A 25,636-nucleotide genomic window follows, 5' to 3' on the forward strand; every position below is an offset into this window, starting at 1 on the left:
AAAAGGCGCTGAAGTCATTAATCACACTAAATCTACTGACTTCGTATACGATGCTAAAAATAAAGTAAGTGGTATTAAAGTAAAAGATATGCTTACAGGTGAAGAGTATCAAATCAATGCTAAAAAAGTAATCAATGCTGCTGGTCCATGGGTAGACGAAGTGAGAAAGAAAGATTATACACGTAACAATAAACAATTACGTTTAACAAAAGGTGTTCACGTAGTTATCGATCAATCAAAATTCCCATTACGTCAAGCGGTTTACTTTGATACTGAAAAAGATGGTCGTATGATTTTTGCTATTCCTCGTGAAGGTAAAGCATATGTAGGTACTACTGATACATTCTATAATAATGAAAAAACAAAACCTTTAACTAATCAAGAAGATAGAGACTATTTAATTGATGCAATCAATTATATGTTCCCTGATGTACATGTTACTGATGCTGATATTGAATCAACTTGGGCTGGCGTACGTCCATTAATTTTAGAAGATGGAAAAGATCCTTCAGAAATTTCACGTAAAGATGAAATTTGGGAAGGTAAATCAGGATTATTAACCATTGCTGGTGGTAAATTAACTGGATATCGTCATATGGCATTAGAAATTGTTGATTTATTAGCTAAGCGTTTAAAACAAGAATATAGTCTAAAATTTGCGGATAGCAAAACTAAAAATACACCTATTTCTGGTGGAGATGTTGGTGGTAGTAAAAACTTTGAAAATTACGTAAATCGTAAAGTTCAAGAAGGTAAAGCACTTGGATTAAGCACAGATGTGGCACATAATTTAGCTTCAAAATACGGTTCAAATGTAGATAAATTATTCGCAATTGCACAATTAACGAATGAAAAAGATTTAAATATGCCATTAGAATTATACGTTCAATTAGTTTATAGTGTACAAAACGAAATGGTATATAAACCAACTGATTTCTTAATTCGTCGTACTGGTAAATTATACTTTGACATCAATACAGTTAAACAATATAAACAAGCAATTATTGATGAATTAGATAAATTATTAAATTATACTGCTGAACAGAAAAATGAATTTTCTAAAGAAGTTGATGAAGCTATTGAAGAAGCAACACATGGTAATCATCAACCTGCAGAAAAATAAATATAGTTAAAATAGTATAGCAACTGAGATTGGGTAAAAGCACTCAATCTCAGTTTTTTATATTTTGATAAAATTTTTAAATTTAAAGTATATATAACCTATTAAAAAGTAACAAACTATTTGATAACATTAAAGAGTATAGGTATATTAGTAGGAATAGTACGTTGTTAACATACCATTATAGAAAGAGATTGGAGGCATATCTATGGGGCAAAGTGCTTATAAAATAACTGTAGAAGATGGAACAACTTTAGAAGTTAAAGTAGATAAAGCAAACATAGCGACTTATGGTATTATACATATATTTCATGGTATGGCTGAACATATGGATCGATACGAAACACTTGTTAATGCTTTAACGCATCAAGGCTATGATGTGATTAGACATAATCATAGAGGACATGGGAAAGAGATTGATGAGAAAGAACGTGGACATTACGACAGTATGAATCAAGTTGTTCAAGATGCGTTTGAAATTGCACAAACATTATATGATAGTGAGAAAGGATTACCCTATATTGTATTAGGCCATTCAATGGGATCTATTATTGCACGTTTATTTGTTGAAACTTATCCAAATTTTGCTAATGGATTGATATTAACTGGAACAGGACAATATCCGAAATGGAAAGGAATTCCTACAAGAATCAGTTTGAAATTAATTTCTATTTTTACTGGGAAGCGCAATCGTTTAAAATGGGTCAATCAACTCGTTTACAAATCATTTAACAAAAAGATTGATCAACCACGAACTGAAAGTGACTGGCTTTCATCACAATCTACAGAAGTTGATAAATTTGTAAACGATGAGTATACCGGCTTTTTAGTTTCAAACCAATTAATTTATGAAACAGTAAAACATATGACACGTACTGCAAATTATACTCAATTAAAAAAAATGAATAAACAGTTACCAATATTGATGATTTCAGGAAAAAATGATCCTTTTGGAGAGTATGGCAGAGGTGTTAAATCCTTGGCCAGAAAATTTAAAAAAGCTGGTATTAAACATATTACGGTACAACTTTATGCAAATAGAAGACATGAAATATTATTTGAAGTTGATCAACAAATGATATGGAATCATATGTTTGATTGGATTCAAAAACAAGTATTGAAAAATAATCAGAGTGAGGCGTAATCATTGCAAGCATCAAAAAAACCTTTTCTAGTAGTTATTGTAGGACCGACAGCTTCGGGTAAAACAGAATTGAGTATCGAATTAGCTAAAAAAATGAATGGAGAAATCATTAGTGGCGATTCGATGCAAGTATACCGTCAAATGAATATAGGTACTGCAAAGGTAACAGAAACAGAAATGGAAGGGATACCCCATTATTTAATAGATATCTTAAATCCTGATGAATCATTTTCTGCATACGAATTTAAAAAAAGAGCAGAAGTGCTTATTGAAGATATTACAAAAAGAGGTAAAGTACCTATTATTGCAGGAGGTACAGGTTTATATATTCAGTCTTTAATTTACGATTATCCATTTGATGATGAAAATGTATCAGTAGAAAAAGAATTAAGAGTAAAAGAAAAATTAGATGCATTAAATCAATTGAATAATGATGACTTACATCGTTACTTAGCATCGTTTGATGAAACATCAGCTAAAGATATTCATCCAAATAATAGAAAAAGAGTACTTAGAGCGATTGAATATTACTTAAAAACAAAAAAACTTTTAAGTTCTCGAAAGAAAGTTCAACAATTTACAGAAAATTATGATACATTATTAGTAGGGATTGAAATGTCGCGCAAAACATTATATACAAGAATAAATAAACGTGTTGATATTATGTTGGGCCACGGATTATTTAATGAAGTGAAAGCACTAGTTGAACAAGGTTTTGAATCTAGTCAGAGTATGCAAGCAATTGGTTACAAAGAACTTGTCCCTGTTATAAAAGGAGAAATGGAATTAGAACCAGCTGTAGAATTATTAAAACAACATTCAAGGCAATATGCGAAAAGACAACTCACATGGTTTAAAAACAAAATGAATGTTCAATGGTTTGATAGAGAGACAATGTCACTTCAAATGATGTTAGATGAGATTACAACCCAAATAAATAAAAGGAGTTCTAAACATGATTGCAAACCAAAACATCCAAGATCAAGCACTAGAGAACTTTAAAGCAGAACAAACGGAAATTACTGTATTTTTCTTAAATGGTTTTCAAATGAAAGGTGTTATTGAAAACTTTGATAAATACATGATTAGCTTAGTTTCTCAAGGCAAACAACATTTGATTTACAAACATGCGATCAGCACTTTCACTGTGGATACAGAATCTACTGATTCAGAAGCTACAGGCGAAGGTGAAGAATAAGTTGTAATTAAAGTGCCAAGTTACTGAATTTTAGAGCGTAGTCCACGGTCGAAATGTATACGTAGCTTGCAAAATTCTCATCAATTTTTGCACTTTTGAACAAATAAAGGAAATGTTTGTAATAAAACAAAGCTTCAATATAGAACGATTGTCTATGACATAGTCATCTATATTGAAGCTTTTATTTAATTTATAGAAGTTTTTCAATATCTTTTTCAATTTGAGCAGGTTTTTTCTGAGGTGAGAAGCGTTGAACAATATTACCTTCACGGTCAACTAAAAACTTAGTGAAATTCCATTTAATTTTTTCACTTAACATGCCTTTAGCTTGACTTGTTAAATAACGGAACAATGGATGCTGGTTATCGCCTTTAACGTCAATTTTTTCATGAATAGGGAATGTGACACCGTAGTTAATTTTACAATTTTGATTTGCTTCAGCACCAGAACCAGGTTCTTGACCTCCAAACTGATTGCATGGGAAACCTAAAACAATAAATCCTTGGTCCTTATATTTATTATATAGTTCTTGTAATCCTTCAAATTGTGGTGTAAATCCACATTCACTCGCTGTATTAACGATAAGCATAACATCGCCTTTATATACATCTAATTTATAATTTTCACCATTAGATTTTTGAACTTCAAAATCATAAATATTTTCCATACTATCACCCTTTCAATTTAGCTTTAATTTAACATAGTTTTAGTCGTTAGTCTTTAAACTTGCTCTATGATAGAATATGTAAGACATGTTAGAAAAGGAGATGTATATCATGGCTCAGCAACACACTTATGATACAAAGAAAAAGCTAGAAACTGCTGTATTAGTTGGTGTACATGCTCAAAGTGATCATCAATATAATTTTGAATCTACAATGGAAGAATTAGAAGCTTTAGCGTTGACTTGTCAATTAGATGTTAAAGGACAAGTCACTCAAAATAAAGATCAATTTGATTATAAATATTATGTTGGCAAAGGTAAGATTGATGAAATTAAAGCTTTTATAGAATTTCATGACATCGATGTTGTTGTGACAAATGATGAATTAACAACAGCACAATCAAAAACATTAAATGATAATTTGGGCATTAAAATTATCGATAGAACACAGCTCATTCTTGAAATTTTTGCTTTAAGAGCGCGTAGTAGAGAAGGTAAATTACAAGTTGAATTAGCTCAACTCGATTACTTACTTCCTAGATTACAAGGACATGGAAAAAGTTTATCTCGTTTAGGCGGGGGAATTGGTACGCGTGGTCCTGGTGAAACAAAATTAGAAATGGATAGACGTCATATTAGAACACGTATGAATGAAATTAAACTTCAACTTAAAACAGTGGTCGAACATCGTGAAAGATATCGTAATCAACGCGAACAAAATCAAGTGTTTCAAATTGCACTTATTGGCTACACTAACGCTGGAAAATCTTCTTGGTTTAATGTTTTAGCAAACGAAACGACTTTTGAAAAAGATTTACTATTTGCCACACTTGACCCTAAAACACGACAAATACAAATTAACAATGGGTTTAATTTAATTATTTCTGATACCGTAGGCTTCATTCAAAAGTTGCCTACAACGTTAGTAGCAGCATTTAAGTCGACATTAGAAGAAGCGAAAAGTGCTGATTTACTTCTACATGTCGTTGATGCAAGTCATCCAGAATATCGTGCTCAATATGATACGGTTAATCAATTGGTAAAAGACTTAGATATGGATGACCTTCCACAAGCAATCATTTTTAATAAAAAAGATCAATGTTCTGAAGAAACTGATGTACCGGTATCAGGCCATCCGTCTGTATTTGTATCAAGTCGTAATAGTGAAGATAAATTAAAAGTGAAGCAGTTACTGTTTGATCAAATAAAAGCGACTTTGTCATATTACGTAGAAACTGTATCTAGTGAAGATGCAGATAGATTATATTTTTTAAAACAACATACACTTATCGAAGAAATGAAATTTGATGAAAATAATGAAAGCTATATCGTTAAAGGATATAGAAAATAATTATATATAAAGGAAGATAAATTGCATGTCAGATATTCAACACATCGTTTCTAAAGTAGAAGAAACGTTAACACCCTTATTTAAAGAAATTGAAGAAACTGCTTATATCAATCAGGAAAAGGTTCTTAATGCATTTCATCATGTTAAAGCGAGCGAGAATGATTTAGTAGGTTCTACAGGATATGGTTATGATGATTTTGGACGTGATCATTTAGAAGAGATATATGCTCATACGTTTAAAGCAGAAGATGCACTTGTTAGACCTCAAATTATTTCGGGTACTCATGCAATTACATTAGCATTGCAAAGTACACTCAAATATGGCGATGAACTGATGTACATTACAGGTAGTCCCTATGACACCTTACTTGAAGTGATTGGTGTTAATGGTAATGGTATTGAAAGTCTCAAAGAGCATGGCGTGACATATAAAGAAGTTGCATTAAAAGATGGAATGATTGATGTTGAAACTGTTTTAAATACTATTTCGAAACAAACGAAAGTTATTGCTATTCAACGTTCAAAAGGGTATGGACAACGACCTTCAATTACAGTAGATGAAATAGAAACTGCTATTTCTCAAATTAAACAACGATATCCCAATGTAATTATTTTTGTGGATAATTGCTACGGAGAGTTTGTAGAGCGTCGAGAACCAATAGAAGTGGGTGCAGATTTAATTGCAGGGTCATTAATAAAAAATCCTGGTGGTGGATTAGCAAAAATTGGTGGTTACATTGCAGGACGAAAAGATTTAATCGAACGATGTGGTTATCGTTTAACTGCACCTGGGATTGGTAAAGAAGCGGGTGCTTCATTATTTTCATTGCAAGAAATGTATCAAGGATTTTTTTTAGCACCGCATGTAGTGGGTCAAAGCTTAAAAGGCTCACTATTTACAAGTTTACTTCTTGAAAAAATGAATATGAACACAGTTCCCAAGTACGATGCTAAGCGTACAGACTTAATTCAAACCGTTCAATTTGATACAAAAGAACAGATGATTGCATTTTGTCAAAGTATTCAACATGCTTCACCAATTAATGCACACTTTAGTCCTGAACCTAGTTATATGCCTGGTTATGAAGATGATGTCATCATGGCAGCAGGAACGTTTGTGCAAGGATCCTCTATTGAATTATCAGCAGATGGTCCGATTCGTCCGCCTTATGAGGCATATGTGCAAGGTGGTCTAACTTATGAACATGTTAAAATTGCAGTAACACGTGCGGTTATGAATTTAAAAGAACAGAATTTAATTTAAGTAGTATAATACAATATTCAAAAATAGATAGTAATAAACATAATGAGAGTGAATTTCCTTTTGTATATGGATTTATTTTATGATAATATATCATGGTTAATTATACGAGATACTAATGAATAAGAAGGTTTAAATCAATTATGAAAGAAAATTTTTGGAATGAATTACCACGTCCATTTTTCATTTTAGCGCCGATGGAAGACGTGACAGACATTGTTTTTCGACATGTAGTAAGTGAAGCAGAGAGACCGGATGTATTTTTTACTGAATTTACAAATACGGAGAGTTTTTGTCATCCAGAAGGGATACATAGTGTACGAGGACGTTTAACATTCAGTGAAGATGAACAGCCTATGGTTGCTCATATATGGGGTGATAAGCCAGAGCAATTTAAAGAAATGAGTTTTGGTTTAGCAGATATGGGCTTTAAAGGTATTGATTTAAATATGGGCTGTCCTGTCGCAAATGTTGCCAAAAAAGGTAAAGGGTCTGGGTTAATTTTACGACCAGAAAGAGCAGCTGAAATTATTCAAGCAGCCAAGGCAGGTGGACTACCTGTTAGTGTTAAAACACGTCTAGGTTATTATAATATAGAGGAATGGAAAGAATGGTTAAGACATGTGTTTAAGCAAGACATTGCAAACTTATCTATCCATCTTCGTACACGTAAAGAAATGAGCAAAGTCGATGCACATTGGGAATTAATTGAAGCCATTAAAGAAATGCGCGATGAAGTGGCGCCTCAAACATTATTAACTATCAATGGTGATATTCCAGATAGACAAAAAGGTATGGAACTTGCGACGAAATATGGTATTGATGGAGTTATGATAGGAAGAGGCATTTTCCATAATCCTTTTGCATTTGAGAAAGAGCCACGCGAACATACAAGTAAAGAACTCTTGGATTTATTTAGATTACATTTAGAGTTATTTGAAAAGTATTCAAATGAAGAAACACAACAATTTAAAAGTTTACGACGTTTCTTTAAAATTTATGTGCGAGGTATTAGAGGTGCAAGTGAATTACGGCATCAATTAATGAGTACAGAAACTGTGGATGAAGCTCGAGCATTACTTGATGACTTTGAAGCAAATATGGAAGATAACCATTAATGAAACTTAAATTTTTAAAACTTAACAATAAGAATACGCTATCGTATTGATGTCTTGAAAAATAATTTTTAAATAGTAAAAAGCCTGTAGATAACTGTATCTATGGGCTTTTACGTTTATATGTAAGAAATATTTAATTTTCATGTCAGAAAACCTAACATATTTTTGTATTTCATATTAATCTATGCTAAATTATAGACAAGTTCAAAAGTAGAGGTGAGGTTATAGTGTCTAACGATACAATAAGACGTAATATGGCCGTGTTCTCTATGAGTGTTGTTTGTAAATTGACAGAGCTCACAGCAAGACAAATACGTTATTATGAAACACATGAACTCATTAAGCCCGAACGTACCGAAGGAAATAAAAGGTTATTCTCGATGAATGACTTAGAGAGACTGTTAGAAATTAAAACGTTAATTGAAAAAGGTTTTAATTTAAAAGGTATTAAACAAATAATTACAAATAATCAAGGGCACTTAACTACTGATGAACAAGAGACGAGAAAAAGAATGATTGTAGATGCAACTCAGAAACCGCGCAGTGAAGCTTTACCGATAAACCGTGGCGATTTATCACGATTTATTAATTAATAACTTGGAGGATGTCTACCATGCCAAAACATACTTTTACAAAAGAGGATATTCGCAAATTTGCAAAAGAGGAAAACGTAAGATATTTAAGATTACAATTCACTGATATCTTAGGTACAATTAAAAATGTTGAAGTTCCAGTAAGCCAATTAGAAAAAGTGTTAGATAATGAAATGATGTTTGACGGATCTTCAATCGAAGGTTTCGTACGTATTGAAGAATCAGATATGTATTTATACCCAGATTTAGATACTTGGGTTATCTTCCCTTGGACAGCAGGTCAAGGCAAAGTAGCACGTTTAATTTGTGATGTTTATACAACTGATGGTGAACCATTTGCTGGGGACCCACGTACGAACTTAAAACGTATATTAAAAGAAATGGAAGACTTAGGTTATACAGATTTCAACTTAGGGCCTGAACCAGAATTCTTCTTATTCAAATTGGATGAAAAAGGTGAACCAACATTAGAATTAAATGATAATGGCGGTTACTTCGACTTAGCACCAACTGACTTAGGTGAAAATTGTCGTCGTGACATCGTCCTTGAATTAGAAGATATGGGCTTTGATATCGAAGCAAGTCATCATGAAGTAGCACCAGGTCAACACGAAATTGACTTCAAATATGCAGATGCAATTTCAGCATGTGACAACATTCAAACATTTAAATTAGTTGTTAAAACAATTGCACGTAAACATAATTTACATGCGACATTTATGCCAAAACCATTATTTGGTGTAAATGGAAGTGGTATGCACTTCAACGTATCTTTATTCAAAGGTAAAGAAAATGCATTCTTTGATCCAAACGGCAAAGATCAATTAACTGAAGATGCTTATCACTTTACTGCAGGTATCTTAAATAATGCACGTGGATTTACGGCAGTATGTAACCCATTAGTCAATTCATATAAGCGTTTAGTACCTGGTTACGAAGCACCATGTTACATTGCTTGGAGTGGTAAAAACCGTTCTCCATTAGTACGTGTACCTACTTCAAGAGGTCTATCAACTCGTATTGAAGTACGTTCAGTTGACCCTGCTGCTAACCCATATATGGCTTTAGCTGCGATCTTACAAGCTGGTTTAGACGGTATTAAAAACAAAACTAAAGTACCAGAACCAGTAAACCAAAATATCTATGAAATGAATCGTGAAGAACGTGAAGCAGTAGGTATTCAAGATTTACCATCTACACTTTACACTGCATTAAAAGCAATGCGTGAAAACGATACAGTTAAAAAAGCATTAGGCAATCACATCTATAATCAATTTATTAATTCTAAATCTATCGAATGGGACTATTACAGAACTCAAGTTTCTGAATGGGAACGCGATCAATATATGAAACAATACTAATCGCTAAGCAAAAAGGGGAAAGACTTAGGGACATAAGAAGTTAAGGCATTTGCCTTAGCTTCTTTTTTATTTGAAAATAATCTATTTTTACTTGACCACTTTCTTCAAAAGTAGTGAATTGGTCAAGTTTTGGTCAAGTAAGTTAAAAAATATTCTTTATATACTTCTCGAAATTTTCTAGTTTGATCATAGATTGTTTAGCTTTTTTTGTTTTTTCATGTTCGTCTACCACTAAATATTTTTTCATAATATATAGCTCCTATTTTTATTAAATATATCAATAAAACCTATATGAATTATAAAAATATTATGTAAACATAAAAATATAGACCCGAAGTATGTCACCTTAAGGTCTATATTAAATAAGTTTATAATTAAATTAATTCTAAAAGTTTGTCAACATTTTCCTCAGTTGTGGCCCAACTTGTTGCGAATCTAACAACGCGATGTGTATCATCGTATTTTTCCCAAATTGCAAATTTCACTTTACTCTGAAGATCTTTAATCTTATCATCATTTAATACGAAAAACTGTTGATTAGTAGGAGAATCAAAATATACTTTATATCCTTTATTGATAAATCCTTGCTTCATTTTATTCGCCATATTAATAGCATGTCGACTAATATCAAAATACAAGTTATTAGTAAATAATTCTAAAAATTGAATACCAACTAAACGTCCCTTAGCTAGTAGGGCACCATGCTGTTTAATACGTGTAGTGAAGTGTTTAGGTTCATTATTGTTTGTAAATACAATCGCTTCACCACATAGTGCACCAATCTTTGTACCACCAATATAAAAAATATCACAGTAATTAGCAATATCTTCAATTGTGACATCTGTTTCATTACTCATCAAACCATAACCTAATCGGGCGCCATCCATAAATAATGGAATATGATGTTCCTTACAGACTTCTGATAAATTCCTAAGTTCTTCTTTACTATAAAGCGTTCCATATTCAGTAGGATGAGAAATATACACCATACCAGGAAATACCATATGTTCACGTTTGAAATCATTATAAAAAGTTTCAAGATAGGTATTTACTTCTTTAGGTGAAATCTTACCTTCATGAGATGGTACTGCTAATACTTTATGACCACTAAATTCTATAGCGCCCCCTTCATGTACTGCCACATGACCTGTATCTGCTGAAATAACCCCTTCATATGGCTCTAATACAGTATTAATAACAACTTGATTTGTTTGTGTACCACCAATTAAAAAGCGAACAGTGGCTTCAGGACATTGAATCGTTTTTCGAATTTGATCAGCGGCTTGTTTTGAAAATTGGTCATCCCCATAACCCGAAGCTTGAATATAATTTGTATCAATAAAACGTTGTAAAACTTTTGGATGTGCACCTTCTAGGTAGTCATTTTCAAAAGATATCATCGAATTCCTCCCTAACTTCCTTATGCTTATTCTAAACTGATTATTCTGAAAATTTGAATAGAATGTATTTAGTATACACTACCTTTTTAGTAATGTGAATTTAAGAGAATAAAAATAAATATGTAAACGCTTTTAAAAGACGTCCTATTATCATTGCAATTTAGTTGATAAACACATGTAAAAAGACTATGATTTAAACAAATATATGAAATGGAGTGTTATAAATGAGTAAAGTAAAATTTAAAAGAATTCAAGAACAAACAATTGAAGAATTGGAAAATGAAATTAATCAATATTTAGCAAGTGAAGAAGGTCGTCGCTATGAATTATTAAATGTTTCAATTGATAAAATTGAAGAACGCCAATTTCCTAACAATGAAGAAATATTAAGTGCCTTTTTAATATTAGCCGATAAATAAAAGTTGAATTTGAGAAGTAGGAGTTTAGAATTATGATAAGTCTTTTTGGCCCTAAAATTGGCACAATATTGAATATAATTTTAGTGCTTGGATTTTTAGGCAATTTAGTGTTGGCTTTTATTTTAATTTTTTTAGAGCGTAACAGACGTAGTGCATCTTCAACATGGGCCTGGATATTTGTATTATTTGTATTACCAGTGCTTGGATTTATTCTTTATCTATTTTTCGGTAGAACTGTTTCAAAAAGAAAAATGGAAAAAAATAATGGTAAAGAGCTAGATGTTTATAAAGATTTGATTGATGAACAAGCTCATAAAATTGATCATTACAACTATCATACAGAAAACAAGCAGCTACAAAATCATCAAGATATGGCAAGAATGCTATTAAAGAAACAAGATGCTTTTATTACTGAAGACAATAAAATTGATTTATTTATTGATGGTCATGAATTATATGACAAAGTACTCGAAGATATTTATAATGCGAAAGATTACATACATTTAGAGTACTTTGGATTTGAAATCGATGGTCTAGGAAAACGAATTATCGATGCCCTAGAAACAAAGTTAAAAGAAGGTTTAGAAGTTAAATTACTTTACGATGATGTGGGTTCAAAAAATTTAAAACGTCACAAATTTAAACATTTTGAATCATTAGGTGGAGAGGTAGAAGCATTTTTTGCATCTAAACTACCAATTATTAACTTTAGAATGAATAATCGTAACCATCGTAAGATTATTGTTATTGATGGTCAAATCGGGTATATTGGTGGATTTAATGTAGGTGACGATTATTTAGGTTTAGGTAAACTAGGATACTGGAGAGATACGCATTTAAGAGTACAAGGTGATGTTGTAAATGCACTTCAAATTAGGTTTATTCTTGATTGGAACTCTCAAGCACATCGTCCACAATTTGAATATGATGATAAGTATTTTCCTAAAAAGAAAGTACAGGATGGTCATTCAGCCATTCAAATTGGTTCAAGTGGACCTGCATATGAATTACACCAAATTGAGTTTGGATATACCAAAATGATTATGAGTGCGAAAAAATCTATTTATATTCAAACACCTTACTTTATACCAGATCGATCTTACATTAATGCATTGAAAATGGCAGCAAATACTGGTGTTGATGTTAACATAATGATTCCATGTAAACCGGATCATCCATTTGTCTACTGGTCTACATTTTCAAATGTTGCTGAATTGCTTGAATATGGAGTAAAAGTGTATACGTATCAAAATGGATTTATACATTCTAAAATGTTAATGATTGATGATGAAGTCAGTAGTGTAGGTTCATCTAATATGGACTACAGAAGTTTTGTATTGAACTTTGAAGTTAATGCATTCGTATATGATGAACAATTAGCTAAGAAGTTAAAAGAGGCGTATAAAGAAGATATAAAAAAATCTAAACAACTTACACTTGAGAAATATAAAAAACGACCATTATCAATTAAATTCAAAGAAGATATTGCCAAATTATTATCACCAATCTTGTAAAAATAATAAAACCGACAAAGCTTTGTGCTTTGTCGGTTTTATTAATATGACAAATGTCATTTGAAAATAGTGACATTTTTATCTGAAATTATAACTTGTTTGTTGATAAATTATTTATATTAACAAAAGGAAGTGATGAGTTATGATTCAAATTCGACATTTATCCAAAAAATATAATGGAAAAACAGTATTGAAAAATATATCACTAAATATAGAAAAGGGTATGAGTACTGCATTAATAGGAAAAAATGGAGCCGGAAAATCAACTTTAATTAATATTTTAATTAATCATTTGAAAGCAGAAACGGGAGAAATTATAGATATAGATCATTTATTAAATTTAAATCATATTGGTGTATTATTTCAAAAAACGTCTTTTCCTAGGTTAATAAAAGTAAAAGAATTATATAAATTATTTTGTCAACTATACAAGGATGCAATTTCGATAGATGAATTTAAAAAAATTACAAAATTGAATGATAGCCAATTGAATCTGTATGCAAATCACTTATCTGGTGGACAACAACGAATATTAGATTTTGGGTTATGTTTAATAGGAAAACCAAAGCTTCTCATTTTAGATGAACCTACTGCAGCTATGGATGTTGAAATGCGAGAACATTTCTGGACAATGATAGGGAAATTAAAAAAAGAAAATGTATCTATTTTTTATACTTCTCATTATATTGAAGAAGTAGAACGAATGGCAGATAAAGTTATATTTCTTGATCAAGGCATTATTAAGTTAAATGATTCACCTAGAAATATATTAACCAACCAACAATATTCAATAATTAAAGTACCAAATACAGTAGACAATAATTTACAGAATTTAACAAATTATTTTGATGTAAAAATTGAAGATACTATTTTAAAAATTAAAACATCTGATGTTAAGAAAGTAATATATTATTTGGAAAAATTAAATATAAATTTAAATGACATGACTATTGAAAAGCAAACATTGTTAGAAACAATTTTATTTGCTGATGTAAAAGAGGGAGGGACTAAAAATGAATAATATCGCTTTATTAAAAACAGAATTTAAAATTATTTTTCGAAAGAAACTAACAACATTCTTATCAATCATATTACCGGTAGGCTTTTATTTATTATTTACTTCTTTACTAGACTTACCAGAAGAGGCGAAACAGCAGTTCTATAAAGAATATATGTATAGTATGACAGTGTTTAGCTTGATGAGTTTTTGTTTAATGCAATTTCCTATAGAGATTATTGAAGAAAGAAACACAGGTTGGTTTAAACGATTAATGGTAACGCCTTTATCTAGTAAAACCTATTTTACTACTAAAATGATAAAAACAATATTGTTATTTTTATTGGCTATTATTTTGATTTTTACTGTTGCTCATCTATATAAACACGTAAATATGAGTATACAACAATGGTTGCTTTCAGGTGTTTCATTATGGATAGGTGCAAGTTTATTTTTAACATTAGGACTAATCATTGCTCAATTTAATGAAACACAAAAAGCAAGTAGTTTAGCCAATATAGTTAATATGGTATTAGCGATATTAGGAGGATTGTGGTTTCCAATTCAAACATTTCCGAGTTGGTTACAAAGAATTTCAAATATTACTCCAACATATCATTTGAAAAATTTTGCATTAGAATTAGCTAAAAATCAAGGTTTAAATATTACTTCATTATTTATTTTAATTGTATATAGTATACTATTTTTAATTATTACAGTGTGGATCAATCACAGAAAAGAAGTGAGTTAGATGAAAAAAAGAAAATGGAGCGTTAGATTAGGAGAGCTGTCTACGCTTATATATTTGTTATTTCCAATTATAAGTATCTTTAATGAAAAACGAGGTTCTCAAACTGTATATTTAATTGTTTTAGCTATTTTTATTGTGTCATATCTTATGCTAGTAATATATTATTATCGATTTAACAATAACGTAATATATAGCCTATTAGTGGTTCATTATGTAGGAATTATATATTTTGTTTATGCAATTAATCCAATGAATAGCTTATTCTTTTTCTTTAGCGCATTTGCATTACCTTTTATGTTTGAAGTAACAATTAAGTCAAAAGAATTTATCACATTTATAATTGCAATATTTTTATGTCTTATAATTACAAGTATTTATCAAATACAATATATAACTGTATTAGTTATCTTTTATTTAGTTATTTTAATTATTACTTTAGGGAATTTTAAAACTAAAAAAGATGGAGCATTAAAAAATGAAATAGAAGAGAAAAATAAGTATATTAATACATTAATTGCAGAACAAGAACGTCAACGTATAGGGCAAGATTTACATGATACACTAGGTCATGTATTTGTAAGTCTTAGTTTAAAATCAGAATTGGCATATAAGTTGATTGATAAAGATCAAGAAAAAGCTAAAAATGAAATATTGGCGATTAATCAGATATCTAAAGATACCTTAATTAAGGTAAGAAATATTATTGAAAATTTAAAATCTCAAAGTTTTGAAGAGGAAGTTCAATCCATAAAAAATGTTTTAAAAGATGCAAACATTCAATTTGAATTAAAAAATATAAGAAAGGTAAATGTTTTAACTCCAACAAAGCAATCGATACTATCAATGATTTTGAGAGAAGCAATCAATAATGTCATTAAACATGCAAAGGCTAGTAAGATTTATTGTGAAATGATACAAGAAGATAATAATCTATACCTAATTATTCAAGATAATGGAAAAGGTTGTAACACCACTGAAGACTTTAAATTAAAAAGTATAGAAAATAGAGTTCAACTTCTTAAAGGAAAATTAGAAATTAAATCTAAAAATGGTATGCATATACGTATTATGATACCAAGAGAGGATATTAAATGATTAGCATTATAATAGCTGAAGATCAATATATGTTGAGAAAAGCGATGGTTCAACTGATTGAATTTAACGAGCAAATGAAAGTAGTTAATGATTGTAATAATGGGGGTGACGCATTTGAGTTTATTGAAAAATATCATCCAGATATTGCAATTTTAGATATCGAAATGCCAGGGCTAACAGGTTTAGAAGTATTATCTAAAATAAGAGAATTTAAAATTGATACTAAAGTAATAATTGTAACTACATTTAAAAGACCAGGTTATTTTGAAAAAGCTGTGGCAAATGAAGTAGATGCTTATGTATTAAAAGAACGTTCCGTAGAAGATTTAATACAAACTATTAAACATGTCATGAATGGTGAAAAGGAATATAGTACTTCATTAATGACTACTTTATTCAAAGAATCTAATCCCTTAACACATAAAGAACAAGTGGTATTACGTGAAATTGGAGATAATTTAAGTAGTAAAGAAATTGCAGAAAAACTTTATCTTTCAGATGGGACAGTGAGAAATTATACGTCTAATATAATTGATAAATTAAATGCAGAGAATCGATTTAATGCTTGGAAGAAAGCAAAGGAAAAAGGCTGGATATAAAAAGTAAGAAAAATATTTAAGGAATGTATAAAAAAGACTGAATTGAATAATATTTAATGTTTTCAATTCAATCTTTTATTGAGAGTGACATTGTATGATACTCCCTTATTTACCTTTTCGTTTACGTATAATACTTTGAATAATATAAACAATAAATCCAACTAAAATGCCTAACAATACTGCTATAACAACCGAAACAATAATAGGCAGTTTATAAACGATTTGTAAAATAACGCCAACGATAATAGCAATTACGACAGCAATCATCGTGACTAAATTTTCATTACGTTCGCTCATGTATTTCACTCCTAACATGTATAATTATATCATGTTGAATATCAATTAATCATTTTTTGAAAATAAATTCAATATAGGTAGACTTTTTAGGTCGAAAGTATTGATTGATTATTAAATACATATTATATATTATATTTGAGTATTAAAAATATAATATAGGAGGCACCTATGAATTCAAAGAAAAATTTAACAATAATTGTTCTTGCTATCATTGTTATTGGCGTATTAGCATTTCAATTTTTAAATCATACAGGGCCATTTAAAGACGATAGTCAACATTCTTCATCTAATTCAACACAGATAGAACTTAAAGGAAAAGAAAAAGTCCACGTTAATCGGGTTGTAGATGGAGACACATTTGTGGCTAAGAAATCAAATGGTGAGCAAATTAAGGTACGTTTAATTGGTGTTGATACACCAGAAACGGTTAAACCTAACACACCAGTTCAACCTTATGGAAAAGAAGCTTCTAATTACAGCAAACAACATTTAAATAATAAAGATGTGTATTTAGAATATGATAAGGAAAAAGAAGACCGTTATGGTCGTACATTAGCCTATGTATGGTTAGATGAAAAAACAATGTATAACGAAGAATTAGTTAAAAAAGGATTAGCTCGTGAAAAATACTTCTCACCTAATGGTAAATATAGAAGTACATTTGAAAAAGATGAACAGCAAGCTAAAAAAGATAAAGTGAATCTTTGGAGTTAAAAAATGAGTATGGGAGAACATTCTTGACGAATGTTCTCCCATACTCATTTTTTAGTTATGAAAGTTTTCAACAATAGTATTAACTTGAGTTTCAGATAGAGGGTGTTTAGATAATTCAATAGCATTATTAATAACAGATTCTAAAGAAGATTTAGTGGATACTGTATCAATATATTTTTCTCTTTCTTCAGCACCTTCAATTATATTAACACTACCATCACTAAAATAAATGACACCAATACTTTGAACTTTATGATTAAAATATTTTTCAATGCCATCTTTTAAGATTTTTGCGTTAATAGCGGCTTGTTCATAAGGGTCATGTTGATAAAACTCATAGATAACTCGATTGTTTTGAATTTTTTCAATAAAAGTATATATTTCATTACGATTTGAATCAAATTGACTATGATATTGTTTACTAATATAATGCCCTACAATTTGTTCTACACTTTGATTATCACCCTCTAAGTGATCAGAAGTAGGTAAATCAAAATGATAAAATGTTTTTTGTTTCCAACTTTTAACGTCAATATTAATAAGACCTACGTCAGACACAACTATATAGTCAAATGTTCTTGCATACTCAAACAGTGGATGTTTAGTAGCTAAATTACTAGTCGTAATAATATTATAATATTTTAATTTTCCTAAAGCTTTAAAACGGTCTAAGATATCTTGTAATTCACGTTTAGCATTACGTTTGGAATGAGGACTAATCTCGTTATTAGAACTTAATATTTTATTTTTAAGTTCTAAATTTTCTTTACTGAGTAAAGAATTTTTAGAGACCATTTGATTTTTAGCGTAAACTTCAGTATCTATTCTATCTTGCATGTATCTTTGATTGAGTACAAATGCAAGTATAAGAATAACAATAATAATAATTAGAATAATCGTATGTGTCATATGCTCACCTCCTATTTAATATTTGTAAATTAGAAGATTAATGATTAAATTAATTTTCTATAGAAATCAATAATTAATTATAAACAAAATATATTTATTGTTCAATAAACAAAAAATGATAATTTAAGTTGAAAAAGAACATAATAACAGGATATAATTTATTCATTATTATAAATATAAAATTGTGTAAAATTATATCTCACACCCTAAAGAAGAATTAGAAGATTTACAAATTTTTCACAAATTAAAAATTGAAAACATTAAATTGTGTCTGTATAATTAACTTATGAAAGCGTTTCCTTTAAGGAGGACAGTTGTATGTCTCATCACCAAAATCATGTAGAAGAACTAGTTGGAATATTAAAAAATCAATGCCGTACAGCATTCAAATTTCACGGTGAAGTTGCTATTCAACTATTTTTAAATGAACTTTTTGAATTACCTTCGAAAGTCGATATTTGTGTAGAAAGAAAACGAATAGTAGAGGTTTTAAAAGTTATTCCTTCAAGTTATACATTTAAATATTATGATACGTCCAATCATAACATGGATAAAGATAATTTAGATATTCCATCTATTTCTCATATAAACGTTGTTAATAATGATAAAGTTATTTTAAGTATTTTTATTTATGATGTTATAAATGAGGAATGGATATTTAGACTAAACACTAATATCCGATTACCTAAAAATAGTATTTATTTTCATTCATTAACCTGGGATGTCGATTATATCAAACCTGAAATCGTATTAATGTATGATTTACTAGATTATCAACAAAACAATTCAGAAGCCAATTATAAGTCAGTTTTAGATGCTCTAAGCTATTATCAATTTGTGATTTTAAAAATGGTAGTGGGAGAGCATAAAATTAAAAAAGCACTTACACAAAAAGTTTAATATAAAAAATCTGAGACAAAATAGATGTCTCAGATTTTTTTATGTAATTGTTATTTAGGACATAAATTTTTTAAGCATACACCATGATAGCAATACTCATAAGTTGATAACACAGCTTTATCTGCATTTTCTCTTGAAATACCAAACATCATAGAAATTTCAGAAGCACCCTGATTAATCATTTTTAGGTTGATATTTGATTCTGCTAGAGCATGTGTGATTTTGTTAGCAGTTCCGACAGATTGAGTCATTCCTTCACCGACAATCATTAAGATGGCAAGGTCATGGTCAATGCTTAATTCATCAATATCACATTTTTTTCTAATCGCACTTAATACTTCATTCTCTTTATTTTTAATTTGATTAGAACGCATTATAATACTAATATTATCAATACCTGATGGCATATGATCGAAAGAGATATGATAGTTTTCTAATATTTCTAAAATTCTTCTTGTAAAACCTATTTGTCTATTCATTAAGTATTTCTTAATATTTATAACTGTGAAATCTTTATCGCAACTAATGCCAATAATTTGATTTTTATCTGTGACTTCACGATCATGGCGAATAAAGGTTCCTTTGTCCTCTGGATGATTTGTGTTTTTTATGACTACGGGTATTCTATGTTTATATAAAGGCTGTAATGCTTCATCGTGAAATACACTAAAGCCGGCATATGATAACTCACGCATTTCTCTATATGTAATTTCTTCAATAAGTTCAGGATTTTCAATTACATTTGGATTTGCCTTAAAAATACCAGAGACATCTGTAAAATTCTCATATAATGATGCTTTAATACCACGCGCTATGATTGCACCTGTGATATCCGAACCGCCTCTCGGAAATGTAACAACATAGTTATGTTTAGAAACACCAAAGAAACCTGGGATAATAATTTTTCCTTCAATTTCTCTTAATTTATAAATTTTATCATAAGCGTCTTCTAAAATTTGTGCTTGTTGTGGTAAGTCAGTTACTAAGATACCAGCATCTTTTGGTGAGAGATATGTTGTTTTAATGCCTTGTGAATCGTTGTATTTAGCGATAAGTTGAGCATTAAAATTCTCACCACATGATAACAATGCATCGTATAAACGATCATGCTTATCGTTTAATTGTTTAATGATTGTTTCAAGTGTTTCATCTATTGTTTCTAAGAGTGTAGACTCCATATGTAATTCTTCTAAAATATCTGCATAACGTTGAATAATCTCTCTTTTTTTATCTTGATAATCCAATTGATTGATTACTTTTTCATATAAACGAATAAGTAAGTCAGTCGTTTTAACATCATTCTTATGTCTTTTACCAGGTGCAGATACAATAATAATTTTTCTGTCTGGGTCATCATTGACAATATTTAGGACTTTTTTAATTTGTGTTGCATTTGAAACTGAACTTCCACCAAACTTAGCAACTTTCATAAAATTTACCAACCTTTCTAAAAAATCAGAAAATTCTATTTAATTTCCTGATACTACATGATAATATATATCTACATATTCACTTTTTCTTTTAAAAGTCCTATTCAATTAATTTGATTTAATAGTATAATAAATTTAAGTGTTTTTCAATAAAACAATTGTACTTCTCAATAATACAAATGGGAGGAAGATAAAAATTATGAAGGAATTAAACGTCGCGTTACTAGGGTTAGGAACAGTAGGCTCAGGTGTAGTAAAAATTATTGAAGAAAATCGACAACAAATTAAAGATACTCTAAATAAAGATATTGTTATTAAACATATTTTAGTAAGAGATACCACTAAAAAAAGACCTATTAATATTAGTCAATATCATTTAACAGAAGACATTAATGAAATTTTAAACGATGATGATATTGATATCGTTATAGAAGTAATGGGAGGAATTGAACCAACTGTTGATTGGTTAAGAGAATCTTTAAAAAGAAAAAAACATGTCATTACAGCAAACAAAGATCTACTTGCTGTGCATTTAGAATTACTAGAGAATCTAGCAGAACAACAAGGCGTAGCCTTAAAATTTGAAGCAAGTGTTGCAGGTGGTATTCCCATTGTTAACGCGATTAATAATGGGTTAAATGCTAATAATATCTCTAAATTTATGGGAATTTTAAATGGTACGTCAAATTTTATTCTTTCAAAAATGACGAGAGAACAAACTTCATTTGAAGATGCACTTGCTGAAGCACAAAGATTAGGATTTGCTGAAGCAGATCCTACTGATGATGTAGAAGGTATTGATGCAGCTAGAAAAGTAGTGATTACGTCTTATTTATCATTTAACCAAGTAATTAAGTTAAATGATGTGAAAGTAAAAGGTATCAGTAAAACAACATTATCTGATATTAATGTAGCTGACAAATTAGGTTATAAGATTAAATTGATTGGTAAAAGTACATATCATCATAGAGAAGTTAATGCATCCGTTGAACCAACCTTAATACATAAATCACATCAGCTTGCAGCAGTAGAAAATGAATACAATGCAATTTACGTTATTGGAGATGCTGTAGGGGATACAATGTTTTATGGTAAAGGAGCAGGTAGCTTAGCTACTGGTAGTGCAGTAGTGAGTGATTTATTAAATGTAGCACTCTTCTTTGAATCAAATTTACATACACTTCCACCTCATTTCGAATTAAAAACAAATAAAACTCGAGAATTAATGGATAATGGTGACGCAATTGCTATTGGAGAAAAATTAAATTACTATGTTGTCATTCATAGTGATGAATCAATTGATAAACTTAAAGATCAACTTAAATCAGATTTACCATTCCACAAATCACTTCAAATAGAACAACGTGATTCTAGTTCTTATGGAGTTGTGGTTATCGGATTAGACCAATCACCTGAATCACTACTTAGTAAAGCAAATTACAACATTGAAAAAATTTATCCAGTTGAAGGAGTTTAATAATTATGAAAAGATGGCAAGGTTTAGTAGAAGAATTTAAAGATTATTTACCGGTGAATGAAGATACACCTAAACTTACTTTAAATGAAGGACATACACCACTGATTCACTGTGCTAATATATCAGAAATGCTAGATATTGATTTATATGTTAAATATGAGGGTGCTAATCCAACTGGTTCTTTTAAAGATAGAGGAATGGTAATGGCTGTAACAAAAGCGAAAGAACAAGGTAAAAAAGTGGTGATTTGTGCTTCAACAGGAAACACTTCTGCCTCAGCAGCAGCTTATGCTGCACGTGCAGGTTTAAAAGCAATTGTAGTGATTCCCGAAGGAAAGATTGCTTTAGGTAAACTTTCGCAAGCGGTCATGTATGGTGCAGAAATTGTCTCAATTGAAGGTAACTTCGATGAAGCATTAGAAATCGTTAAAGAGATTGCACAAAATGATGATGATATTGAATTAGTAAATTCTGTTAATCCATTTAGAATAGAAGGACAAAAAACAGGTGCATTTGAAATTGTCGAACAATTAGAAGAAGCTCCAGATGTTCTAGCAATCCCAGTAGGAAACGCAGGAAACATTACTGCTTATTGGAAAGGCTTTAAAGAGTATCATGAGAAAAAAGGAAGTCAACTTCCTCAATTATTTGGTTTCCAAGCAGAAGGAGCCTCACCAATTGTTCAAAATAAAGTCATTAAAAATCCTGAAACAATCGCTACAGCAATCCGTATCGGTAATCCAGCAAGTTGGAAAAAAGCAACTGTTGCGTTAGAAGAATCAAATGGCCTCATTGATAGTGTGACTGATGATGAAATTTTAGAAGCATATCAATTAATGACATCTAAAGAAGGTGTATTTAGTGAACCAGCAAGTAATGCTTCAATTGCTGGTTTAATCAAATTACAACGTGCTGGAAAATTGCCGAAAGGTAAAAAAGTAGTAGCAATATTAACTGGTAATGGACTAAAAGATCCAGACACTGCTATCTCAATTTTAGATAATCCAATTCAACCGCTTCCAAACAATAAAGAAAGTATTATCAATTATATTAAAGGAACACTTTAATATGAAGCCATCACTTCACCTGAAAATACCTGCATCAACTGCTAACTTAGGAGTAGGATTTGATTCTATTGGTATGGCAATTAATAAATATTTATACCTATATGTTGAGGAAGCGGAAGGCAGTAACTGGGAATTTAAATATTTAAATGAAGAGTTAGACTCATTACCGAAAGATAAAAGTAATTATGTCTATAAAGTTGCACAACAAGTAGCTGAAAAATATAATGTAACTTTACCTAATTTAAAAGTGTCGATGAGAAGTGAAATTCCATTAGCAAGAGGGTTAGGATCATCTGCATCCGCTTTAGTTGGAGCATTATATATCGCTAACTACTTCGGTAATATTCAATTATCTAAGTATGAATTACTACAACTAGCTACTGAAATAGAAGGGCACCCTGATAATGTAGCACCTACAATTTATGGTGGATTACTCGCAGGATATTATAATCCTGAAACCAAAGAGACAAATGTGGCACATATTGATATACCTGATGTAGATGTAATTCTTACTATCCCAACATATGAACTCAAAACAGAAGACTCACGTAGGGTACTTCCAGATAATTATTCTCATGAGAAGGCAGTTCAAAATAGTGCGATTAGCAATACAATGATTTGTGCATTAATTCAACATAATTATGACCTTGCCGGAAAAATGATGACACAAGATGGTTTTCATGAACCTTATCGTCAACACTTGATTCCTGAATTTGAAAAAGTAAAAGTACTATCCCAAAAATATGATGCTTATGCTACAGTGATTAGTGGAGCAGGTCCAACGATATTGACATTGAGTCGTAAAGAAAAAAGTGGAGAACTTGTTAGAACATTAAAATCAGAAATAACAACTTGCGATTCTGAACATGCAACAATTAATAATGTAGGTGTTATTGAAGAAGTTGTGTATCCTTCATAAAATTATTGTAAAATAGATAAGAGCAAAAATGAAAGGAGAGCAACTAAGAAATGAGTAACTATAAAATGATTGTTATGGATATGGATGACACTTTAATGACAAGTGATAATGTAGTTAGTCCTGAAACCAAAGACTATTTAATTCAACTACAAGAAGAAGGATATAAAATTGTTTTAGCTTCTGGAAGACCAACTGAAGGAATGATTCCAGTAGCTAAAGAATTAAAGTTAGATCATTATCAAAGCTATATCATTAGTTATAATGGCGGTAAAACAATTAACGCTAAAACAGAAGAAATTGAAGTAAGTAAAAGTGTAACTAAAGATCATTTTGATAAAATTACAGACTATTGTCGTAAAAAAGGCTTTTTAACATTAACGTATCAAGACGGACAAATTATCTTTGATACAGAACATGAATATCGTAAAATTGAATCAGAATTAACTGGTCTACCTATGAAACAAGTGGATGATATTAAAGCGTATATTCAGTCTGATGTACCTAAAACAATGGGCGTTGATTATGAAGAAAATATTTCAAAAGCACGTAACGAATTAAATGGAACATTTAATTCTGATATTGATGTGACGACGAGCAAACCTTTCTTCCTGGAATTCATGGCTAAAGATGTTTCTAAAGGTAATGCAATTAAAGCTTTATGCGAAAAGTTAAATATTTCATTATCAGAAGTGATTTGTTTTGGAGATAGCCTCAATGACCAATCAATGTTTAAAGTTGTAGGATATGCTGTAGCAATGGGAAATGCGAGTGAAGAATTAAAAAAAATTGCAGATAAAGTTACATTAGATAATGATTCTAATGGTATACCAGTAGCGCTTAAAGAATTGCTATAAAACATTTATATAAATTAAAAAGGAAGCGGAATGAATTCGTATTGAATCATGTTTCGCTTCCTCTTTTTTATTATCATAACTAATTATTTAGCAGTATGTGTCCAGTCATGTTTACCTTTATTTCTTTTTACATGAGCATATACTTGATCAGCTGCATAATCTAAATTTGTATATACTGTTATTGTATATGCAGATTGGTTAACGTGAAATGGCTCATCTCGAAATACATCTTTTAAGTGTGTAAATAAGTTTTCCATTTGATCATGAGTTAGACTAGGATACTCACGCAATGTACGTTTCAGTAATTGTCCATTTCTTTCTTCTAAAGATTGTACGACAATAACAAAACGTTCATCACTCTTTATTACGTCATCAAATAAATTTGTTTGACCTACCATACTCAGTCACCTCTAAGTCGTTATCGTTATACTCATTATACAAAATAAACGACTATTAGAAAATATACATATTATGTTTAGTAATA

General features: G+C 30.2%; 27 protein-coding genes. 21 read left to right on the forward strand and 6 right to left on the reverse strand.

The features are described from left to right. From HMPREF2930_RS07145 to hfq, 4 genes are all read left to right on the forward strand, one after another. On the forward strand, positions 1-1,123 hold a 1,123-nt coding region (locus tag HMPREF2930_RS07145), incomplete at its 5' end, for a glycerol-3-phosphate dehydrogenase/oxidase (protein ID WP_070597282.1). Between the two features lie 205 nt (positions 1,124-1,328). Further along, the gene (locus HMPREF2930_RS07150; protein WP_037540999.1) at positions 1,329-2,264 is read left to right on the forward strand and encodes an alpha/beta hydrolase; all 936 of its coding nucleotides are present in this window, start codon (positions 1,329-1,331) and stop codon (positions 2,262-2,264) included. A gap of 3 nt (positions 2,265-2,267) precedes the next feature. Beyond that, on the forward strand, positions 2,268-3,266 hold the full coding sequence (gene miaA, locus HMPREF2930_RS07155; RefSeq protein WP_037541000.1) for a tRNA (adenosine(37)-N6)-dimethylallyltransferase MiaA: 999 nt from the start codon (positions 2,268-2,270) through the stop codon (positions 3,264-3,266). After that, the gene (hfq, locus tag HMPREF2930_RS07160; RefSeq protein WP_037541001.1) at positions 3,220-3,462 is read left to right on the forward strand and encodes an RNA chaperone Hfq; all 243 of its coding nucleotides are present in this window, start codon (positions 3,220-3,222) and stop codon (positions 3,460-3,462) included. Before miaA ends, hfq begins: the two co-directional genes overlap by 47 nt. A 190-nt stretch (positions 3,463-3,652) precedes the next feature. Here the strand turns inward: hfq and HMPREF2930_RS07165 are convergent, their stop codons facing one another. After that, a complete protein-coding gene (locus HMPREF2930_RS07165; RefSeq protein WP_037541002.1) occupies positions 3,653-4,129 on the reverse strand; it encodes a glutathione peroxidase in 477 nt (158 codons plus the stop codon). Positions 4,130-4,238: 109 nt separating this feature from the next. Between HMPREF2930_RS07165 and hflX the strand changes: the two genes are divergently transcribed. The 5 genes from hflX (at position 4,239) to glnA (ending at position 9,810) form a co-directional block, all read left to right on the forward strand. Next, on the forward strand, positions 4,239-5,477 hold the full coding sequence (hflX, locus tag HMPREF2930_RS07170; protein WP_037541003.1) for a GTPase HflX: 1,239 nt from the start codon (positions 4,239-4,241) through the stop codon (positions 5,475-5,477). Between the two features lie 25 nt (positions 5,478-5,502). Then, positions 5,503-6,741, forward strand: coding sequence for a methionine gamma-lyase family protein (locus HMPREF2930_RS07175; RefSeq protein ID WP_017174639.1), 1,239 nt, complete (start codon positions 5,503-5,505; stop codon positions 6,739-6,741). A gap of 140 nt (positions 6,742-6,881) precedes the next feature. After that, a complete protein-coding gene (locus HMPREF2930_RS07180) occupies positions 6,882-7,856 on the forward strand; it encodes a tRNA dihydrouridine synthase (RefSeq protein ID WP_017174640.1) in 975 nt (324 codons plus the stop codon). Between the two features lie 224 nt (positions 7,857-8,080). After that, a complete protein-coding gene (locus HMPREF2930_RS07185) occupies positions 8,081-8,449 on the forward strand; it encodes a MerR family transcriptional regulator (protein WP_025987220.1) in 369 nt (122 codons plus the stop codon). Positions 8,450-8,469: 20 nt separating this feature from the next. Further along, positions 8,470-9,810 (forward strand): type I glutamate--ammonia ligase, encoded by a 1,341-nt coding sequence (gene glnA / locus HMPREF2930_RS07190; RefSeq protein WP_017174642.1) that lies wholly within the window; start codon positions 8,470-8,472, stop codon positions 9,808-9,810. A 374-nt stretch (positions 9,811-10,184) separates the two neighbouring features. Here glnA and HMPREF2930_RS07195 read toward each other — a convergent pair whose 3' ends face one another. Then, on the reverse strand, positions 10,185-11,210 hold the full coding sequence (locus HMPREF2930_RS07195) for a threonine aldolase family protein (RefSeq protein WP_017174644.1): 1,026 nt from the start codon (positions 11,208-11,210) through the stop codon (positions 10,185-10,187). Positions 11,211-11,434: 224 nt separating this feature from the next. Here HMPREF2930_RS07195 and HMPREF2930_RS07200 point away from each other — a divergent pair, with 224 nt between their 5' ends. The 6 genes from HMPREF2930_RS07200 to HMPREF2930_RS07225 all read left to right on the forward strand — a co-directional run bounded on the left by HMPREF2930_RS07200 (position 11,435) and on the right by HMPREF2930_RS07225 (position 16,585). Beyond that, a complete protein-coding gene (locus tag HMPREF2930_RS07200) occupies positions 11,435-11,629 on the forward strand; it encodes a hypothetical protein (RefSeq protein ID WP_017174645.1) in 195 nt (64 codons plus the stop codon). 32 nt (positions 11,630-11,661) lie between these two features. After that, positions 11,662-13,143, forward strand: coding sequence for a cardiolipin synthase (gene cls / locus HMPREF2930_RS07205; protein WP_017174646.1), 1,482 nt, complete (start codon positions 11,662-11,664; stop codon positions 13,141-13,143). A 142-nt stretch (positions 13,144-13,285) separates the two neighbouring features. Then, positions 13,286-14,164 carry an ABC transporter ATP-binding protein gene (locus HMPREF2930_RS07210; protein WP_017174647.1) on the forward strand — a complete coding sequence of 293 codons (879 nt, stop codon included), beginning with the start codon at positions 13,286-13,288 and terminating at the stop codon, positions 14,162-14,164. Further along, positions 14,157-14,891: an ABC transporter permease gene (locus HMPREF2930_RS07215; protein ID WP_017174648.1), complete on the forward strand. Its 735-nt coding sequence runs from the start codon at positions 14,157-14,159 to the stop codon at positions 14,889-14,891. Before HMPREF2930_RS07210 ends, HMPREF2930_RS07215 begins: the two co-directional genes overlap by 8 nt. Further along, positions 14,892-15,986 carry a sensor histidine kinase gene (locus tag HMPREF2930_RS07220; protein ID WP_017174649.1) on the forward strand — a complete coding sequence of 365 codons (1,095 nt, stop codon included), beginning with the start codon at positions 14,892-14,894 and terminating at the stop codon, positions 15,984-15,986. Beyond that, positions 15,983-16,585: a response regulator transcription factor gene (locus HMPREF2930_RS07225; RefSeq protein WP_017174650.1), complete on the forward strand. Its 603-nt coding sequence runs from the start codon at positions 15,983-15,985 to the stop codon at positions 16,583-16,585. The genes HMPREF2930_RS07220 and HMPREF2930_RS07225 overlap by 4 nt, the downstream gene beginning before the upstream one ends. 105 nt (positions 16,586-16,690) lie before the next feature. Here the strand turns inward: HMPREF2930_RS07225 and HMPREF2930_RS07230 are convergent, their stop codons facing one another. Continuing rightward, positions 16,691-16,882: a hypothetical protein gene (locus HMPREF2930_RS07230; RefSeq protein ID WP_017174651.1), complete on the reverse strand. Its 192-nt coding sequence runs from the start codon at positions 16,880-16,882 to the stop codon at positions 16,691-16,693. 168 nt (positions 16,883-17,050) lie between these two features. Between HMPREF2930_RS07230 and HMPREF2930_RS07235 the strand changes: the two genes are divergently transcribed. Next, complete coding sequence (locus HMPREF2930_RS07235) at positions 17,051-17,596, forward strand: thermonuclease NucI (RefSeq protein WP_017174652.1); 546 nt, start codon at positions 17,051-17,053, stop codon at positions 17,594-17,596. A gap of 51 nt (positions 17,597-17,647) precedes the next feature. Here the strand turns inward: HMPREF2930_RS07235 and HMPREF2930_RS07240 are convergent, their stop codons facing one another. Next, on the reverse strand, positions 17,648-18,505 hold the full coding sequence (locus HMPREF2930_RS07240; protein WP_017174653.1) for a hypothetical protein: 858 nt from the start codon (positions 18,503-18,505) through the stop codon (positions 17,648-17,650). A gap of 318 nt (positions 18,506-18,823) precedes the next feature. On the opposite strand from HMPREF2930_RS07240, the gene HMPREF2930_RS07245 reads away from it, so the two are divergent. Beyond that, positions 18,824-19,405, forward strand: coding sequence for a hypothetical protein (locus HMPREF2930_RS07245; RefSeq protein ID WP_017174654.1), 582 nt, complete (start codon positions 18,824-18,826; stop codon positions 19,403-19,405). A 50-nt stretch (positions 19,406-19,455) separates the two neighbouring features. Here HMPREF2930_RS07245 and HMPREF2930_RS07250 read toward each other — a convergent pair whose 3' ends face one another. Further along, a complete protein-coding gene (locus HMPREF2930_RS07250) occupies positions 19,456-20,835 on the reverse strand; it encodes an aspartate kinase (protein ID WP_019835493.1) in 1,380 nt (459 codons plus the stop codon). A 199-nt stretch (positions 20,836-21,034) separates the two neighbouring features. On the opposite strand from HMPREF2930_RS07250, the gene HMPREF2930_RS07255 reads away from it, so the two are divergent. The 4 genes from HMPREF2930_RS07255 to HMPREF2930_RS07270 are packed head-to-tail and all read left to right on the forward strand — an operon-like array spanning position 21,035 to position 25,152. Continuing rightward, positions 21,035-22,312 carry a homoserine dehydrogenase gene (locus HMPREF2930_RS07255; protein WP_017174656.1) on the forward strand — a complete coding sequence of 426 codons (1,278 nt, stop codon included), beginning with the start codon at positions 21,035-21,037 and terminating at the stop codon, positions 22,310-22,312. A 5-nt stretch (positions 22,313-22,317) separates the two neighbouring features. Continuing rightward, positions 22,318-23,379, forward strand: coding sequence for a threonine synthase (gene thrC, locus HMPREF2930_RS07260; protein WP_017174657.1), 1,062 nt, complete (start codon positions 22,318-22,320; stop codon positions 23,377-23,379). Position 23,380: 1 nt separating this feature from the next. Further along, positions 23,381-24,298: a homoserine kinase gene (thrB, locus tag HMPREF2930_RS07265; protein WP_017174658.1), complete on the forward strand. Its 918-nt coding sequence runs from the start codon at positions 23,381-23,383 to the stop codon at positions 24,296-24,298. A gap of 50 nt (positions 24,299-24,348) precedes the next feature. Beyond that, complete coding sequence (locus tag HMPREF2930_RS07270; protein ID WP_017174659.1) at positions 24,349-25,152, forward strand: Cof-type HAD-IIB family hydrolase; 804 nt, start codon at positions 24,349-24,351, stop codon at positions 25,150-25,152. A gap of 83 nt (positions 25,153-25,235) precedes the next feature. Here HMPREF2930_RS07270 and HMPREF2930_RS07275 read toward each other — a convergent pair whose 3' ends face one another. Then, positions 25,236-25,550, reverse strand: coding sequence for a hypothetical protein (locus tag HMPREF2930_RS07275; protein WP_017174660.1), 315 nt, complete (start codon positions 25,548-25,550; stop codon positions 25,236-25,238). Positions 25,551-25,636: the final 86 nt, after the last annotated feature.

This window comes from Staphylococcus sp. HMSC068C09, from assembly GCF_001813735.1.
Taxonomy (GTDB): Bacteria; Bacillota; Bacilli; order Staphylococcales; family Staphylococcaceae; genus Staphylococcus; species Staphylococcus hominis.

Coding starts and splice junctions, on each gene's coding strand:
- HMPREF2930_RS07165 (WP_037541002.1), bottom strand. CDS start 4,129: ATGGAAAATATTTATGATTTTGAAGTTCAAAAATCTAATGGTGAAAAT.
- HMPREF2930_RS07180 (WP_017174640.1), top strand. CDS start 6,882: ATGAAAGAAAATTTTTGGAATGAATTACCACGTCCATTTTTCATTTTA.
- HMPREF2930_RS07195 (WP_017174644.1), bottom strand. CDS start 11,210: ATGATATCTTTTGAAAATGACTACCTAGAAGGTGCACATCCAAAAGTT.
- HMPREF2930_RS07220 (WP_017174649.1), top strand. CDS start 14,892: ATGAAAAAAAGAAAATGGAGCGTTAGATTAGGAGAGCTGTCTACGCTT.
- thrB (WP_017174658.1), top strand. CDS start 23,381: ATGAAGCCATCACTTCACCTGAAAATACCTGCATCAACTGCTAACTTA.
- HMPREF2930_RS07230 (WP_017174651.1), bottom strand. CDS start 16,882: ATGAGCGAACGTAATGAAAATTTAGTCACGATGATTGCTGTCGTAATT.
- HMPREF2930_RS07150 (WP_037540999.1), top strand. CDS start 1,329: ATGGGGCAAAGTGCTTATAAAATAACTGTAGAAGATGGAACAACTTTA.
- glnA (WP_017174642.1), top strand. CDS start 8,470: ATGCCAAAACATACTTTTACAAAAGAGGATATTCGCAAATTTGCAAAA.
- HMPREF2930_RS07215 (WP_017174648.1), top strand. CDS start 14,157: ATGAATAATATCGCTTTATTAAAAACAGAATTTAAAATTATTTTTCGA.
- HMPREF2930_RS07245 (WP_017174654.1), top strand. CDS start 18,824: ATGTCTCATCACCAAAATCATGTAGAAGAACTAGTTGGAATATTAAAA.
- HMPREF2930_RS07200 (WP_017174645.1), top strand. CDS start 11,435: ATGAGTAAAGTAAAATTTAAAAGAATTCAAGAACAAACAATTGAAGAA.
- hflX (WP_037541003.1), top strand. CDS start 4,239: ATGGCTCAGCAACACACTTATGATACAAAGAAAAAGCTAGAAACTGCT.
- thrC (WP_017174657.1), top strand. CDS start 22,318: ATGAAAAGATGGCAAGGTTTAGTAGAAGAATTTAAAGATTATTTACCG.
- HMPREF2930_RS07250 (WP_019835493.1), bottom strand. CDS start 20,835: ATGAAAGTTGCTAAGTTTGGTGGAAGTTCAGTTTCAAATGCAACACAA.
- cls (WP_017174646.1), top strand. CDS start 11,662: ATGATAAGTCTTTTTGGCCCTAAAATTGGCACAATATTGAATATAATT.
- HMPREF2930_RS07270 (WP_017174659.1), top strand. CDS start 24,349: ATGAGTAACTATAAAATGATTGTTATGGATATGGATGACACTTTAATG.
- HMPREF2930_RS07255 (WP_017174656.1), top strand. CDS start 21,035: ATGAAGGAATTAAACGTCGCGTTACTAGGGTTAGGAACAGTAGGCTCA.
- HMPREF2930_RS07235 (WP_017174652.1), top strand. CDS start 17,051: ATGAATTCAAAGAAAAATTTAACAATAATTGTTCTTGCTATCATTGTT.
- HMPREF2930_RS07175 (WP_017174639.1), top strand. CDS start 5,503: ATGTCAGATATTCAACACATCGTTTCTAAAGTAGAAGAAACGTTAACA.
- HMPREF2930_RS07225 (WP_017174650.1), top strand. CDS start 15,983: ATGATTAGCATTATAATAGCTGAAGATCAATATATGTTGAGAAAAGCG.
- HMPREF2930_RS07240 (WP_017174653.1), bottom strand. CDS start 18,505: ATGACACATACGATTATTCTAATTATTATTATTGTTATTCTTATACTT.
- hfq (WP_037541001.1), top strand. CDS start 3,220: ATGATTGCAAACCAAAACATCCAAGATCAAGCACTAGAGAACTTTAAA.
- HMPREF2930_RS07275 (WP_017174660.1), bottom strand. CDS start 25,550: ATGGTAGGTCAAACAAATTTATTTGATGACGTAATAAAGAGTGATGAA.
- HMPREF2930_RS07210 (WP_017174647.1), top strand. CDS start 13,286: ATGATTCAAATTCGACATTTATCCAAAAAATATAATGGAAAAACAGTA.